Origin of the sequence: Sneathiella chungangensis, assembly GCF_009882935.1 — a bacterium.
GTDB lineage: Bacteria > Pseudomonadota > Alphaproteobacteria > Sneathiellales > Sneathiellaceae > Sneathiella > Sneathiella chungangensis.
Genome location: NZ_WTVA01000015.1, coordinates 1,018,421 through 1,031,531, shown reverse-complemented (window position 1 = coordinate 1,031,531; position 13,111 = coordinate 1,018,421). Strand labels below are relative to the sequence as shown.

Sequence of the window (13,111 nt, the reverse complement as noted above, 5' to 3'; positions counted from 1 at the left end):
TATGCGGGAGACTTCAGAAAATATCGAGAAGGCGCCTGAGATAATCACGCTCCAGCAGCGGGCGCGCCGGATCGGACAGACGCCGCTGTAATTCATTGCGGATGTCGCGGCTCTTGCTGAAGCCTTCGGACTCCCCGCGCAACATGGCGCCGTCGGAGATGCTGCCCTCATTGCCATCCTGCTCCATGGACCGGCCGAGGGGGTCGCGGCCCTGTCCCGGCTGCCCGGGGCCGGCCTGCTGCTGGCCCTGGCCTTCGCCGTTCTGCATCATCTGCTGGGCCAGGGATTCCGTTCCCTGACGCAGGCTTTCAAGGGCGTTGCTTTCCGATTCCATGGCCGACTGCCCCTGCCCCTGCTCAAGCGCGCCCCGGGCGTCATTCATCGAACGCTCCGCCTGTCCCAGCGACTCCGGGATTTCGCCATTTTCCCCGATCCGCCCCATCAGATCACCGAGCATTTGCCGGATCGCCTCCTGAACTTGGGCAAGGTCCTGCAGATTGCCCCGCTGTCCGGACTGGCCCTGCTGGCCCTGCTGGCCCTGTTGCTGGCCATTTTGCGGTTGCTGGCCGGGCTGCTGCCCCCGCCGATCGCCCTGTTGCGGCTGTCGGCCCTGCGACTGACGGAACGTCTGGTCAAGAAGCTCCCGCTGCTTCTGCATCAGCTTGCCGAGCTCGTTCAGCATCTGTTGCCCGGCCTGCTGGGAGGCGGAAGGCGGCATCGCCTCGGCATTCTTCAGGTTCTCCATGATATCCTGAAGCTCGCTCAACAGCTGCCGCGCCGCGTCCCGGGCGCCGCCGCGCGCAAACTGGTCGATCCGGTCGAGCATTTTCTGCAGGTCCTGCGAATTAATGAACTGATCCTGGCTGTTGGGATCGCCCGCCGCCGGATCATCCATCGGCCGCTGCTGCTGCGCCAGGGCCTGGAGGAAATTATCCATCGCCGCGCGCAGCTCCTCGACAAGGCGTTTGATTTCCTCGTCGCTGGCGTTGTTGTTGAGCGCCTCCATAAGCGCCTCCTGAGCGGCGCGAAGGGCCGCCTCGGCCTGCGACAGATCGCCATTTTCAAGGCGCAGCGCCGTATCCCACAGGAGCTCGATTACCTCATCGAAGGACTCCTGGCCCACCCCGTTGGCAAGAATAGCCCGCGCAGTGGAAAGCGCGAGAATGACGGTCACATCGTTGTTGAAACTGTTCGGCAGGCCCGCGATCGCTTCCAGCACAAGGGCGACATTTTCCGCGTTCGCCTCCGGGTCGGTGACAAGGTTTTTTCGCTGCTCGATCAGCGCCTTGGCGACAGGATGCGTGAATTTGCGCTCGGGAAGGACGAAGGACAACGGCTCCGAATAGCCTTTCTGGCCAATCTGATCTTCGGCAAAGAGCGTGAGCGTCACCGGAAGCCCGGCCCAGGGATGGGCCGTCAGGTCATGATAACTCTTGCTGACGATCTGTTTGGACCCCCGCCCCGGCGTCGGCAATCCGAGCTCGATTTTTTCCCCGTCTTCCCCGCGCGAGATTTCGCCGCCAATCTGCATAACGCCGTAATCATCCGTCGCCTGATACTGTAATTTGAAGGCCGCCCGGTCGGTCACTTCGGGATCGCTGATCAGATCCACCGCCGGCAGCTCGTCGACGACGATCGTCAGGCGCCAGTGCGCGATGACCTCTCCGTCCTTTTCAATTCGGACGGTCGTCGAATTATCGAAGGCGGACTGAATCTGGAAATTCTGGGCATCGGTTGCCGTAAATTCCTCGCTCTGGTCTTCCAAGATCAGGGACGGCGCCTCCGGTCCGCCGCCGAAAACATGGGCGATAAAGCTGCTTTGCGCAGGAACGATGTAGGTCTTGACCGGTGCCTCTTCACTATCGAGCTTGTTCAGCAGGATGGGGGCCCGGCCCGTGTAGGCGGGCGGCGTGACCCAGGCGGTAACGTCGACCGGCACCTCCGGCGTTCCGATTGTCGGCGTCACGGCGGCATAAAGCCGCTCCCCACTGCGCGGACCGGCGATAACGACGGCGGCCACCAGAAGCAGGATGATCACAGCCCTGAGGCCGTAGCCATCCTCGGATCCCATATCAAGGTTCGGAAAGCCGACCTTCAGCCCGTTGACATAGCGGCGCAATGATTTCTGATAAATCCGCCACATCAGGCTGCCCGAGGTATTGTTCAGCTTTTCCGCCTCGGAATGCCCTCCGAGGGATTGAAGCGGCCGGTGGCTGAGCTCATTCCGCCGCTCCAGATAGCGAAGGGCGCGCTTGCGGCTCGGCAATCTGAAACGCCGCAGTCCCGTGAACAGGCTGTAAAGACCGGCTATTGCGAATAGAGCGAGGGCGGCAATATGCAGCCAGTTTGCGGTGAATGACCAGAAGTCGAGCAGCGACAGCCCGATAAAAAGACCGATGATGCAGAAAAACAGCCTTCCCCGTCGCCAGACTTCTTCGAGAAGAAGGTTGGCTTCGGCAAGCAGGATACGGATTTCAAACGTTAATCCATATCCCCTGTCACCTGTGTTGTCGCGACGCTGCATTCATCCTCGATTCACCCCTCGAGCCACTGAGGCAGTATATCAAGCTTCAGCAATTCCTCCAAGCTCGGCCGTGCCCTGATCACCGCATATTGATCGCCCTTCACCAGAACCTCCGGCACCAGCGGCCGGGTATTATAGGTGGAGGCCATCACCGCGCCATAGGCCCCGGCGCTTCGAAAGGCGACAAGATCGCCGCGCGCAAGCTCCGGCATGTCCCGTTCCCGCGCGAAGGTATCGCCGGTCTCGCAAACCGGACCCACCACATCGGCGGGAGAGTATTTCCCTTGCTTCTGGTCCTCCCGGATCGGATCGATCTGATGGTAGCCGTCATACATGGCCGGACGGATAAGGTCGTTCATCGCCGCATCCAGAATGATGAACTTGCGCTGCGTCGCCTGCTTCACATAGATCACCTCGGACACCAGCACGCCCGCGTTGCCAACGATCAGGCGACCGGGCTCAAAAATAATCTGGCAGCCGAGATTGCCAATGGCCTCCAGCGCGACGGCGGCATAGGCCGTCGGGGCGGGCGGAATTGTGCTGTCATAGGGAATACCGAGCCCGCCGCCAAGATCGACGCGGGTAATGTCATGCCCTTCGCCCCTAAGCTGCTGGACAAGGTCGCGCACCCGGTTGAAGGCATTCTTGTAGGGTTCAAGATCGGTAAGCTGCGACCCGATATGGACATCCACGCCCTTGATCGCAATGCCGGGCAGGGCGGCGGTCTCGGCATAGATGCGGGACACATCCTGCCAGGGCACGCCGAACTTGTTTTCCGCCTTGCCGGTGGAGATTTTGGCATGAGTTTTCGCATCCACATCCGGATTGACGCGGAAGGTGATGGGCGCCATGACGCCCATGCTGCTCGCCACCTCGCTCAAGGTGCGCACTTCGGGCTCCGATTCCACATTGAACTGATGGATTCCGGCCTCCAGCGCATAGCGCATTTCCTCCGGTTTCTTGCCGACGCCGGAAAAGACGATTTTCTCGGGCGGCACTCCGGCCTCAATCGCGCGGCGCAGCTCCCCTTCGGAGACCACATCCGCGCCCGATCCCAATTTCGCGAGGGTGCGGATCACCGCCTGGTTGGAATTGGCCTTCAGCGCGTAGCAAACAAGTGCATTCGCCCCGTCAAACGCACCGGAGAACACCTTGTAATGGCGTTCCAGCGTTGCAGTGGAATAGCAGTAAAAGGGTGTGCCCACTGTCTCGGCAATGGCGCTGAGGGGAACATCCTCGGCATAAAGCTCGCCATTCTTATAAGTGAAATGATCCATTTCTTGGTAATCTTTTCTAAAACTAGTCTGTCTTCTGTTCGGATTTTGGCGCATCCGGGGAATATTTGGGTGGGCTTTTTACACCGCAGGCCGACAATAATCCGAGTGTCATCACAATCAGGACGGCCCCTGCTAGCAATCGTTTCATTTTCCGCCCCCTTCTTCCGCCCGCCGTTTGCGCCAGCGCGTAACCTGCTCGCGCACGTTCGAGGGCGCCGTACCGCCGTAACTCACTCGGCTGGCAACAGAATTCTGAACGCCGAGCACCTTATATATATCATCCGTGATGCCGCTCTCGACCGATTGCATCTGGGCGAGGGACAAATCCTCAAGCCCACATTTGTTATCCTCGGCGAGCTTTACAAGGGCGCCGGTTACATGATGCGCCTGGCGGAAGGGCATGTCGAGTTTCTGCACCAGCCAGTCGGCAAGATCGGTTGCCGTGGTGAAGCCCGCGCCGGAGGCCGCCGTCATCACCTCCCCATTGACCGTGATATCGCGGATCATCCCGCTCATGGCGGCGAGGCAAAGCTGCAGGTTGTCGGCGGCATCGAAGACCGGTTCCTTGTCTTCCTGCATATCCTTTCCATAGGTCATGGGCAGGCCCTTCATCATCATCAGGAGCGACGTGAAGGCGCCCGCGCTACGCCCAGCCTTGCCGCGGATCAGCTCCGCCGCATCCGGGTTCTTCTTCTGCGGCATGATCGAGGAACCGGTCGAGAAACTGTCGGAGCATTCAACAAAGCGGAACTGCGCGCTCGACCAGATGACGATCTCCTCCGCGAGGCGGGAGAGATGCATCGAGCAGATGGAAGCAAAGCCGAGGAATTCCAGCGCAAAATCCCGATCCGACACGCCGTCGAGCGAGTTCGCCGTCGGCCGATCGAATTTGAGCGCCTTCGCCGTCATCTCCCGGTCGATGGGAAAAGAGGTGCCGGCCAGCGCGGCGGAGCCCAGCGGGCTTTCGTTCAGCCGCGCCCGCGCGTCCTTGAGCCGCCCGCGATCACGGCTGAACATCTCCACATAGGCAAGCATATGATGACCGAAGGTGACCGGCTGCGCCGCCTGCAGATGGGTGAAGCCCGGCATCACCGTATCGGCCTCCGCCTCCGCCTGATCCAGAAGCGCATCCTGCAGATCGGCAAGCTCCCCATCCAGATGATCCATGGTGTCGCGCACCCAGAGCCGGAAATCCGTCGCCACCTGGTCATTGCGCGACCGCGCCGTATGCAATCGTCCCGCCGCATCGCCGATAAGCTCGCGAAGCCGCGCCTCCACATGCATATGGATATCTTCAAGCGCCGGGTCGGTCTTGAAATTCCCCGCCTCGATCTCACGAAGAATTGTCTGCAAGCCTTCCTGAATTTTCCTACCATCTTCCTCGGAAATGATTTTGCAGGCCATCAACATACTGGAATGCGCCATCGAACCCATTATATCCTGGGCATAGAGCCGGCGATCAAAGTCAATGGAGGCATTGATCCGTTCCATAATTTCGGCGGGGCCTTTGGCAAATCTGCCACCCCAAAGCTCGTTTGCGCTCATAATCTGGCTCGCTTAGTAACAATTGGACGTTTAACAACCATGATGAACAAACCCATGAAAGTCACAGGCCTGCTTTTCTTGCTTACATTTACAGGGCTTGTGGCGGGAACATCAACAGCTTTCTCGGAAAATCTGAACGCGTTGCTGACCGGCGAGATGCAGAATTTCGCCCCCTATGAGACGCCCCGCGCCTTCAAGGATTTCACCTTCCTGAATAGCGAGGGAGCGGAGGAGACGCTTTCCGATCATCGCGGCAAGGTCGTCCTCATCAATTTCTGGGCCACCTGGTGCGCGCCCTGCCGCAAGGAAATGCCGAGCCTTGACCGGTTGCAAGGGGAAATGGGCGGTGATGATTTCGAGGTTCTCGCGATCGGTCAGGACCTTCAGGGCATGGAAAAGGTAACAGGCTTTTTCAAGAAGCTGGGCATCCGGAACCTTGCGCCGCGCAACGATAAAACCGTGAAATCCGGCCGCGATTCCGGTGTTTTCGGGCTGCCGGCGAGCATCCTGCTGAACCGGGACGGAGAAGAAATCGGCCGTCTTGTCGGCCCCGCGGAGTGGGATTCGCCGGAAGCCAAGGCATTGATCCGCCACATCATCGACGGGTCATGACGTCGGCGGCGAGCGATCTTTCCGGCGCTTGAGCAGATAAAGGCGAAAGAGCCGTTCGACCCCCCAGCTGATGGCGAAGTAAAGCACGACATTCGTGATCGTGACGATCATCAGCTCCATGCCGAGCGCCATATCCTCTTTCTGGATGCCGATATAAAGCTGAAAGCCGAGGATTGCGGCAATCCCGGCGGTCGCCAGCACGGCCAGAACCACCCGTATTTTTCCGTCGGTCCAGGGAATCGCCATTAAAGAGAGGAAGGAGGCCGCCTGAAACACGGCGCCCCAAAGATCAATCCCGAGTTCGGTCATTCGCCGTCCAGAACCGTCAGCGCCACATCGACCATGGGACGAAGCACCGCTTCATCCGGGTTGACCTTGCCGACGACCCGCATGCCCTGCATGACGCCGACAAAAAAAGACGCGAGGCTGGCCGCATCGCGTTTTGTGTTGAAGGTTCCCTCGCGCTGCCCGCGGGCAATGAGCTCTTTAAGCGCATCCTCCATGTCCTCAAAGAAGACGCGCACCCGTTCCGCACATTCGTCATCGCGGGAGCAGAGCTCGACCGCCGCATTGGTCATGAAGCAGCCCCGGCGTTTCGGGTCCATCACCTGTTTCTGCATGAAGACATACATGAAGCGGGAAAGGATTTCGCGCGGATTTCCCTCCCCGCGCAGCACGTCCGTGCGCAGCAGCGCCCCGGTGCCATACTGATCGAGTGCTTCGAGAAACAGCCTGTGCTTGTCGCCAAAGGTGTCATACAGGCTGCCGCGGTTGATGCCCATGCATTCGACGAGGTCCTGGACGGACGTGGCCTCATAGCCCTTCGCCCAGAAAGCCTGCATGGCTTTTTCCAGCGCCTCTTCGCGATTAAAGCATTTCGTCCGTGCCATCTACTGTTCCATCCGGCCTCAAATACAGTCTTTAGAATGGTTATATACCGATTCTGGCGGGAAGCAAAGCCGCCAAACCTTCCCTGTATGTGGGATATTTTAGGGAAATCCCAAGCTCCGACTTGATTTTCGCGTTGCTGACCCGCTTGCTGTCCGCATAAAAGCTGCGGGCCATGGGGCTGAGATCGGCGGAATCGAAGTCGATCAGGGGCGGCGGATCCATGCCGAGAAGCTCTGCGGCGTAGGTGACCACATCCTGCGGCGGGGCGGGTTCGTCATCGGCGACATTAAAGATGGCGCCCGGATTCGGCCGTTCCATCGAGGCCATCAGGATCGCGGCAAGATCGGCGACATGGATGCGCGAGAAGACCTGGCCGTCCTTGACGACGCGCCGGGCCTTGCCCGACTGCAGCGAGACAAGCTGGTTGCGGCCCGGTCCGTAAATCCCGGGCAGGCGAAAAATATGGACCGGCAGGCCTTTTCGTTCATATAGCCCGCGCCAGTCCTGTTCCGCCCGCATCCGCCGCCGCCCGCGATCGCCGGAGGGGTTGTAGGGGGTATCCTCATCGACCCATCCGCCGTCGAGATCGCCGTAGACGCCGGTCGTCGAGAGATAGCCGACCCATTCCAGCTTCGGCAGGCGGAGAATATCCTCCGCCATCACGTCGAACACCGGATCCCCCGCGTCATCCGGCGGGATGGAGAGCAGGATATGGCTCACATTCCTGGCGATTTCGGCGAAACTCTCGATCCGCTGGCCGCGTCGGAAGGCGAACAGCGACGGCGCGTGCGGCGCCGGATCGAAGGCAGGCGACCGGCTTGTGCCCATCACCCGCCACGCCGGATAATCCGCCGCGATCTGGCGCGCCGTGAAGCCGAAACCGAAACAGAAAAGCCGCTTCGTCATGCTATTCCTGTTTCATCGGCATGGCGCTCCGGCCAAGCACGACCTGCGCGGAGACCGACTGCTTGACCGAGACGAGAAGCTCGGCCCCGCCCTGCGAGCCCGAGGATTCGGCCGCCATGCCCGATTTCATCATCATCGTGCGCGGCGCCGCGTCCATGGCCTGCACCGGATAGAGCTGCACGAAATCGACCTTGCGGACATGATAATCCGCGCCCGGCATTACCTTGTTGAGCCGCGCAACTTCATCGAGCGCCTGCTGGTAAATCTGCTCGCGCAAATCCGCCTTCAGTTTCTCGAACTCGGCGAGGGAAGGCGTGAAATCCACATCCGAAATGTTGACCTTGTACCCCGGGCTGCTCGCTTCCTTCGCCCTGTCCTGCAGGCCCGAGATCGCGGCTTCCGGAATGCGCGCCTCGGCAGTGACATACCAGCGGTTCAGGCCCGTCTGGTCGAGCTGCTGCCGCGAGGAGGTGATGCGCCAGTCGACATCCTTGGCGAGGGACTGGAGCGAGCCATCAATCTTCTTTTTCAGCGCGTCGGCGCCTTCCTCCTGCTGGACAAGCTCGATGAAGACGGAAACCCGCGCCGTATCGGTTTTTACCCAGCCCTCGCTTGTCAGGTTGAGGACGACCTGGTCCTGCTGGGCGAAGGTGCGGTGAGGCATGTCCGCCGCCGCGGCAAGAGGGGCAAAGCTGAGAAAAGCAACGGTAGCGATAACCAGTCTGTTCATGGTAGAACTCCCAAAATAATCAATCCGTTTCGGCATGTAAGGTCGAATCAAGACCAATTTAAGGCATTTTATGCGCGCGCAAACCCTCTTCCTCTTTCTTGCACCGGCAATCTCGCTCGCCCTCCCGCAATCCGCCGCGCTCGGTGCGGGTGCCGCGGATGGGATCCGGACGCAGGAAAGCGAGTATGAAGCCTGCCTCACGCTGACACGGCGGGAGCCGGAGAAGGCCTTCGAATCCGCCCTCGCCTGGCGCGATTCCGGGGGCGGATTTCCGGCCCGCCATTGTGTCGCGCTGGCGCTGGTGGCCATGAAGAAATATGATCATGCGGCGCTGACGCTCGAGGAACTGGCGGAGGATATGCAGGCGGCAGGCTCCGATCTTGTCGTCCCGGTGCTGACGCAGGCCGCCAATGTCTGGCTTCTGGCGGAGGAATATGAACGGGCCAACGCGGTCGCCACGACGGGGCTCGGGATCGAACCCGAGAATATCGACCTTCTCATCGACCGCAGCCGGATTCTCGCGCGCGTCGGCGACTACAAGCGCGCCTTCGATGATCTCGATCTCGCGCTCAAGCTCGACCCGGCCCGCGCCGATGCGCTCACCTTCCGCGCCGCCGCCTGGCGCCAGCTCGGGGATGATGTGCGGGCGCTCGAGGATGTCGAGCTCGCCCTGTCGCTTGAGCCCGACCTCGCCGATGCGCTGATCGAGCGGGGCATCCTCTACCAGAAATCGGGGAAAACCGATCTCGCCCGGACGGACTGGCTCCGCGTGCTTGAGCTTGTCCCCAACTCCCCGGCCGGCGACGAAGCCCGCCGCCATCTGGAAGCCATTGACGTCAACAAGGATAAATAGCGGCGTCTACCCGCCCATCGCGAGGCGGCGGCGGTATTCCAGCGCCTCGGCGATATGGGAGCGGCTGACGGCCTCGCTTGCCTCCAGATCGGCGAGGGTGCGGGCGACCCGCAAGACCCGGTGATAGCCGCGCGCGGAGAGTTTCAACTTGCCGATGGCGTCCTGCAATAGGTGTCGCGCCGGCGTATCAAAGTCAACGAATTGTTCCAGAATTTCCCCTTCCGCATCGGCATTGGTTCGGATGGGCGTCGCGTGATCGATATCCTTATAGCGTTCACGCTGGATTTCCCGGGCCCGAAACACGCGCGCGGCGACCATCTCCGTCGTGTCCGTCGGCGGCGGCAGGGTCAGGTTTGCGGCGGAAACGGCGGGCACATCGACATGGATATCGATGCGGTCCAGCATCGGCCCGGAGATGCGGGAGCGGTACTCCATCGCGCATTTCGGCGCCCGCGCGCAGGCCAGCGACGCATCATCCAAATGACCGCAGCGGCAGGGGTTCATCGCCGCGACAAGCTGCATCCGCGCCGGATAGGTGACATGCAGGTTGGCGCGCGCAACGACGGCCTTGCCGCTCTCGACGGGCTGACGCAGGGATTCCAGAACCTGGCGGTTGAATTCCGGCAACTCATCGAGGAAGAGAACGCCGAGATGGGCGAGCGAGACCTCTCCCGGCTTCGCGCCGCGGCCGCCACCGACCATGGCGGCAACCGACGCCGAATGATGGGGGTCGCTAAAGGGACGGCGGCGGGAAAGCCGGCCCTCCTTCATCTCGCCGGCAATACTGGATATCATATTGACTTCCAGCGCTTCGGCGGCATCGAGCGGCGGCAGCAGGCCGGGGAGCCGTGACGCCAGCATTGATTTGCCCGACCCCGGCGGCCCGGTCATCAACAGGTTATGTCCGCCCGCCGCGGCAACTTCAAGCGCCCGCTTCGCCGTTTCCTGCCCCTTTATGTCTTCAAGCTTGAGAGACAGCACCTCATCGAGGATGTCGCCGTGCGCGGGCGGGGTCAGCACCTGCGTTCCCTTGAAATGATTGATGAGAGCGAGCAGGCTCGGCGGCGCCAGCACCTCAAGCTCCCCCGCCCAGGCCGCTTCCGGGCCGGAGGCTTCGGGGCAGATGATGTTTCTGTCCTCCGCCACGGCGGCGACGGCCGCGGGCAGCACGCCGGAGACCGGATTGCAGCTCCCGTCCAGCGACAGCTCGCCCATGACGTAGTAATCATCCAGCTCATCGGCGGGGAGGATACCCATCGCCGCCAGCACGCCAAGCGCGATGGGAAGATCGTAATGCGCCCCTTCCTTGGGCAGGTCCGCCGGGGCGAGATTGATGGTAATGCGTTTGGGCGGCAGGCCGACGCCGAGGGAGGTCAGCGCCGCGCGCACCCGCTCCTTGCTTTCGGCAACGGATTTGTCCGCAAGGCCGACGATCGTGAAGGCGGGCAGCCCGGAGGCCATCATCACCTGCACATCCACCTCCCGCACGTCGAGCCCCTGAAAGGCAACGGTCTTTATCTTTGCCTGCATACCAATTTTCAGAATATTACCGCATCATGCGTTCAACGATAGCATGTGCCGCCAGATTCTTCATGGTTAAAATTGACAGGAAAATGTCAGTAATTGCGGGCGGCTTTTACCTTTTCCTCGATCCGGTCCCAGATGATGGTTTCCAGTTTGGCATCGTCGAAGCGGTTGATTTCCTGAATACCGGTCGGGGAGGTCACGTTGATTTCCGTGAGATAATCCCCGATCACGTCAATCCCGACGAAGATCAGCCCCTGCTCTTTCAGCGCCGGACCGATGGCATGGCAAATCTCTTCCTCCCGCGCGGTAAGGGCGGATTTCATGGCCTTTCCCCCGACATGCATGTTGGAGCGGACCTCGCCTTCCTGCGGCACCCGGTTGATGGCGCCGACTGGCTCCCCGTCCACAAGGATGATGCGCTTGTCGCCGACACGCACTTCCGGCAGGTATTTCTGCACGATCATCGGCTCGCGATAGAACTGCGTGAACATCTCGCAGAGCGCCGTCAGATTTTCATCCTCCGGCTTGATATGGAAAATCCCGGCGCCGCCGTTACCATAGAGCGGCTTGACGATGATATCCTTGAATTCGGCCCGGAATTCCTTGATTTCCCGTAGGTTCGAGGAAATCAGCGTTGGCGGCATGATGCCATCGAAATGGGTGACGAACAGCTTTTCCGGCGCATTCCGCACGCTGACCGGATCGTTGACCACCAGGGTCTGCGGATGAATATGCTCAAGAAGATGGGTCGCCGTAATATAGGACATATCGAAGGGCGGATCCTGGCGCATCAGCACCACATCCATGGTGGCAAGGTCGATCCGCTCCGCCTCGCCGGCGGTGAAATGATTGCCGAACTCCCGCTTGAGCTTGATCGGGCGGGCGCGTGCGATGATGCGTCCCTGTGAGAACGACATATCCTGCGGACCGTAATGATACAGGCCGTGGCCGCGCGCCTGCGCCTCCAGCCCGAGGACGAAGCTGCTGTCCCCGTTGATATCAATATTTTCGATGGGATCCATCTGGATGGCTACGGCAAGACTCATTCTTCACGACCTTCTGTTTATTGTGATGCGCCGCTGTTGTTTCTGTGGCGGGAGCCTATCCCGCCCGAGCCATCGGTTCAAGCCTCGTTCAGCTCCGATTTCAATTTGACATAGCTGACGATATGACGGACGCCGGAAATCTCCTTGGCGTGGTTCTTGACGCGCTGCAGTTCCGCCTCGTTCTGGGCGATCCCCATCAGGTAGACCGTCCCGTCCACCGTATCGACGGAATAGTTGATGTTCATGATTTCCGGATCGCGCAGCAGCAGCAGTTTCAGCTTGGTCGTGATCAGGCTGTCGGACGCGAAATTCGAGAGGCCCTCGCTATCCGCCACCTTCACTTCGTTATGCAGTTCCTTGACGCCCTTCACGCCCCAGATCAGGCGCGAGATTTCCACCCGGTCTTCAGGCGTCGGCACCTCGCCGGTTATCAGGACGACGCCGTCGATCACCGTGGTCGAGGTGGAGGTGAACATGGGCTCGCTCTTCTGGAAAATGGCGTTGCCGATCTGGACCTTGATGGTCGCATCGTCAATCACCGTGCCGACGGAGCGTTCCTCCGCCACGGCGACGCCGCCGATTGCCGCACCACCAAGGATCACCGTCGGCGTGCAGCCGCTCAGGGTAAGGAGGGAGGAGAGAGCGAAGAGAGCATAAGCAACTAATTTCATTCCGGTACGCCTTTAACTATGATTGTCCGGCCACTATAAAACCAATTTCCGCCGGTTGAAAGGGCTTGATCGCCCTATTCCCACGCCGCCACGACATGATGGGGCAACCGCCAGGCCGAGGTGACCAGCAGCACGTCGAAGCGAACATTCAGACCATTGAATTTTGGCCTTTCCATGACGAAGGCTTCGAGTGCCCGGGAAATGCGCCGCCGCTGTTTGGCGCTGATGGCATCCGCCGCATCGGTGATTCGCGCGCGCGCCTTGACCTCGACGGCGATGAGAAGATCACCGCGGCGGGCGATGATGTCGATTTCGCCGAAGGGTTTGCGGTAGCCGCGGGCAACGATATGATAGCCCTTGAGCCGGAGCAGGCCCGCGCCCAGAAACTCGGCCCAGCGCCCCCTTATATAGGCGCGCCGCCGTTTGCGTTTAAGCGCGTCTTTCGACGGATGTGCCAAAATGTCGCCCCATAATGCCGTTAATGATACCGCGTTCAACAATTTGCTTGCCCGCCTGACGGGCCTTACCT

At 60.6% G+C, this 13,111-nt stretch carries 13 protein-coding genes; 2 read left to right on the top strand and 11 right to left on the bottom strand.

The window, feature by feature from the left end:
• Window positions 1-13 precede the first annotated feature (13 nt).
• From GQF03_RS17970 to argH, 3 genes are all read right to left on the bottom strand, one after another.
• Window positions 14-2,524: a TIGR02302 family protein gene (locus GQF03_RS17970; protein ID WP_161340679.1), complete on the bottom strand. Its 2,511-nt coding sequence runs from the start codon at window positions 2,522-2,524 to the stop codon at window positions 14-16.
• Window positions 2,525-2,535: 11 nt separating this feature from the next.
• Window positions 2,536-3,801 (bottom strand): diaminopimelate decarboxylase, encoded by a 1,266-nt coding sequence (gene lysA, locus GQF03_RS17965; protein WP_161340678.1) that lies wholly within the window; start codon window positions 3,799-3,801, stop codon window positions 2,536-2,538.
• Window positions 3,802-3,945: 144 nt separating this feature from the next.
• Window positions 3,946-5,346, bottom strand: coding sequence for an argininosuccinate lyase (argH, locus tag GQF03_RS17960; protein ID WP_161340677.1), 1,401 nt, complete (start codon window positions 5,344-5,346; stop codon window positions 3,946-3,948).
• A gap of 39 nt (window positions 5,347-5,385) precedes the next feature.
• Between argH and GQF03_RS17955 the strand changes: the two genes are divergently transcribed.
• Window positions 5,386-5,958, top strand: coding sequence for a TlpA family protein disulfide reductase (locus tag GQF03_RS17955; protein WP_161340676.1), 573 nt, complete (start codon window positions 5,386-5,388; stop codon window positions 5,956-5,958).
• Here the strand turns inward: GQF03_RS17955 and GQF03_RS17950 are convergent.
• Genes GQF03_RS17950 through GQF03_RS17935 form a run of 4 tightly spaced genes read right to left on the bottom strand, consistent with a single transcriptional unit; the run spans window position 5,953 to window position 8,485 of the window.
• The gene (locus tag GQF03_RS17950; RefSeq protein ID WP_161340675.1) at window positions 5,953-6,267 is read right to left on the bottom strand and encodes a hypothetical protein; all 315 of its coding nucleotides are present in this window, start codon (window positions 6,265-6,267) and stop codon (window positions 5,953-5,955) included. The genes GQF03_RS17955 and GQF03_RS17950 overlap by 6 nt on opposite strands.
• Window positions 6,264-6,848 (bottom strand): TetR/AcrR family transcriptional regulator, encoded by a 585-nt coding sequence (locus GQF03_RS17945; protein ID WP_161340674.1) that lies wholly within the window; start codon window positions 6,846-6,848, stop codon window positions 6,264-6,266. The genes GQF03_RS17950 and GQF03_RS17945 overlap by 4 nt, the downstream gene beginning before the upstream one ends.
• A gap of 40 nt (window positions 6,849-6,888) precedes the next feature.
• Window positions 6,889-7,755: an SDR family oxidoreductase gene (locus GQF03_RS17940; protein ID WP_161340673.1), complete on the bottom strand. Its 867-nt coding sequence runs from the start codon at window positions 7,753-7,755 to the stop codon at window positions 6,889-6,891.
• A 1-nt stretch (window position 7,756) separates the two neighbouring features.
• A complete protein-coding gene (locus GQF03_RS17935) occupies window positions 7,757-8,485 on the bottom strand; it encodes a hypothetical protein (RefSeq protein WP_161340672.1) in 729 nt (242 codons plus the stop codon).
• A gap of 70 nt (window positions 8,486-8,555) precedes the next feature.
• Here GQF03_RS17935 and GQF03_RS17930 point away from each other — a divergent pair, with 70 nt between their 5' ends.
• A complete protein-coding gene (locus GQF03_RS17930; RefSeq protein WP_161340671.1) occupies window positions 8,556-9,338 on the top strand; it encodes a tetratricopeptide repeat protein in 783 nt (260 codons plus the stop codon).
• 6 nt (window positions 9,339-9,344) lie between these two features.
• Here the strand turns inward: GQF03_RS17930 and GQF03_RS17925 are convergent, their stop codons facing one another.
• The 4 genes from GQF03_RS17925 to GQF03_RS17910 all read right to left on the bottom strand — a co-directional run bounded on the left by GQF03_RS17925 (window position 9,345) and on the right by GQF03_RS17910 (window position 13,040).
• A complete protein-coding gene (locus tag GQF03_RS17925; RefSeq protein ID WP_161340670.1) occupies window positions 9,345-10,868 on the bottom strand; it encodes a YifB family Mg chelatase-like AAA ATPase in 1,524 nt (507 codons plus the stop codon).
• An 86-nt stretch (window positions 10,869-10,954) separates the two neighbouring features.
• Window positions 10,955-11,911 (bottom strand): glutathione synthase, encoded by a 957-nt coding sequence (gene gshB / locus GQF03_RS17920; RefSeq protein ID WP_161340669.1) that lies wholly within the window; start codon window positions 11,909-11,911, stop codon window positions 10,955-10,957.
• 77 nt (window positions 11,912-11,988) lie between these two features.
• On the bottom strand, window positions 11,989-12,582 hold the full coding sequence (locus GQF03_RS17915; RefSeq protein WP_161340668.1) for a BON domain-containing protein: 594 nt from the start codon (window positions 12,580-12,582) through the stop codon (window positions 11,989-11,991).
• A gap of 74 nt (window positions 12,583-12,656) precedes the next feature.
• Window positions 12,657-13,040 (bottom strand): YraN family protein, encoded by a 384-nt coding sequence (locus GQF03_RS17910; RefSeq protein WP_161340667.1) that lies wholly within the window; start codon window positions 13,038-13,040, stop codon window positions 12,657-12,659.
• Window positions 13,041-13,111: the final 71 nt, after the last annotated feature.

Coding starts and splice junctions, on each gene's coding strand:
- GQF03_RS17970 (WP_161340679.1), bottom strand. CDS start 2,524: ATGCAGCGTCGCGACAACACAGGTGACAGGGGATATGGATTAACGTTT.
- lysA (WP_161340678.1), bottom strand. CDS start 3,801: ATGGATCATTTCACTTATAAGAATGGCGAGCTTTATGCCGAGGATGTT.
- argH (WP_161340677.1), bottom strand. CDS start 5,346: ATGAGCGCAAACGAGCTTTGGGGTGGCAGATTTGCCAAAGGCCCCGCC.
- GQF03_RS17955 (WP_161340676.1), top strand. CDS start 5,386: ATGATGAACAAACCCATGAAAGTCACAGGCCTGCTTTTCTTGCTTACA.
- GQF03_RS17950 (WP_161340675.1), bottom strand. CDS start 6,267: ATGACCGAACTCGGGATTGATCTTTGGGGCGCCGTGTTTCAGGCGGCC.
- GQF03_RS17945 (WP_161340674.1), bottom strand. CDS start 6,848: ATGGCACGGACGAAATGCTTTAATCGCGAAGAGGCGCTGGAAAAAGCC.
- GQF03_RS17940 (WP_161340673.1), bottom strand. CDS start 7,755: ATGACGAAGCGGCTTTTCTGTTTCGGTTTCGGCTTCACGGCGCGCCAG.
- GQF03_RS17935 (WP_161340672.1), bottom strand. CDS start 8,485: ATGAACAGACTGGTTATCGCTACCGTTGCTTTTCTCAGCTTTGCCCCT.
- GQF03_RS17930 (WP_161340671.1), top strand. CDS start 8,556: ATGCGCGCGCAAACCCTCTTCCTCTTTCTTGCACCGGCAATCTCGCTC.
- GQF03_RS17925 (WP_161340670.1), bottom strand. CDS start 10,868: ATGCAGGCAAAGATAAAGACCGTTGCCTTTCAGGGGCTCGACGTGCGG.
- gshB (WP_161340669.1), bottom strand. CDS start 11,911: ATGAGTCTTGCCGTAGCCATCCAGATGGATCCCATCGAAAATATTGAT.
- GQF03_RS17915 (WP_161340668.1), bottom strand. CDS start 12,582: ATGAAATTAGTTGCTTATGCTCTCTTCGCTCTCTCCTCCCTCCTTACC.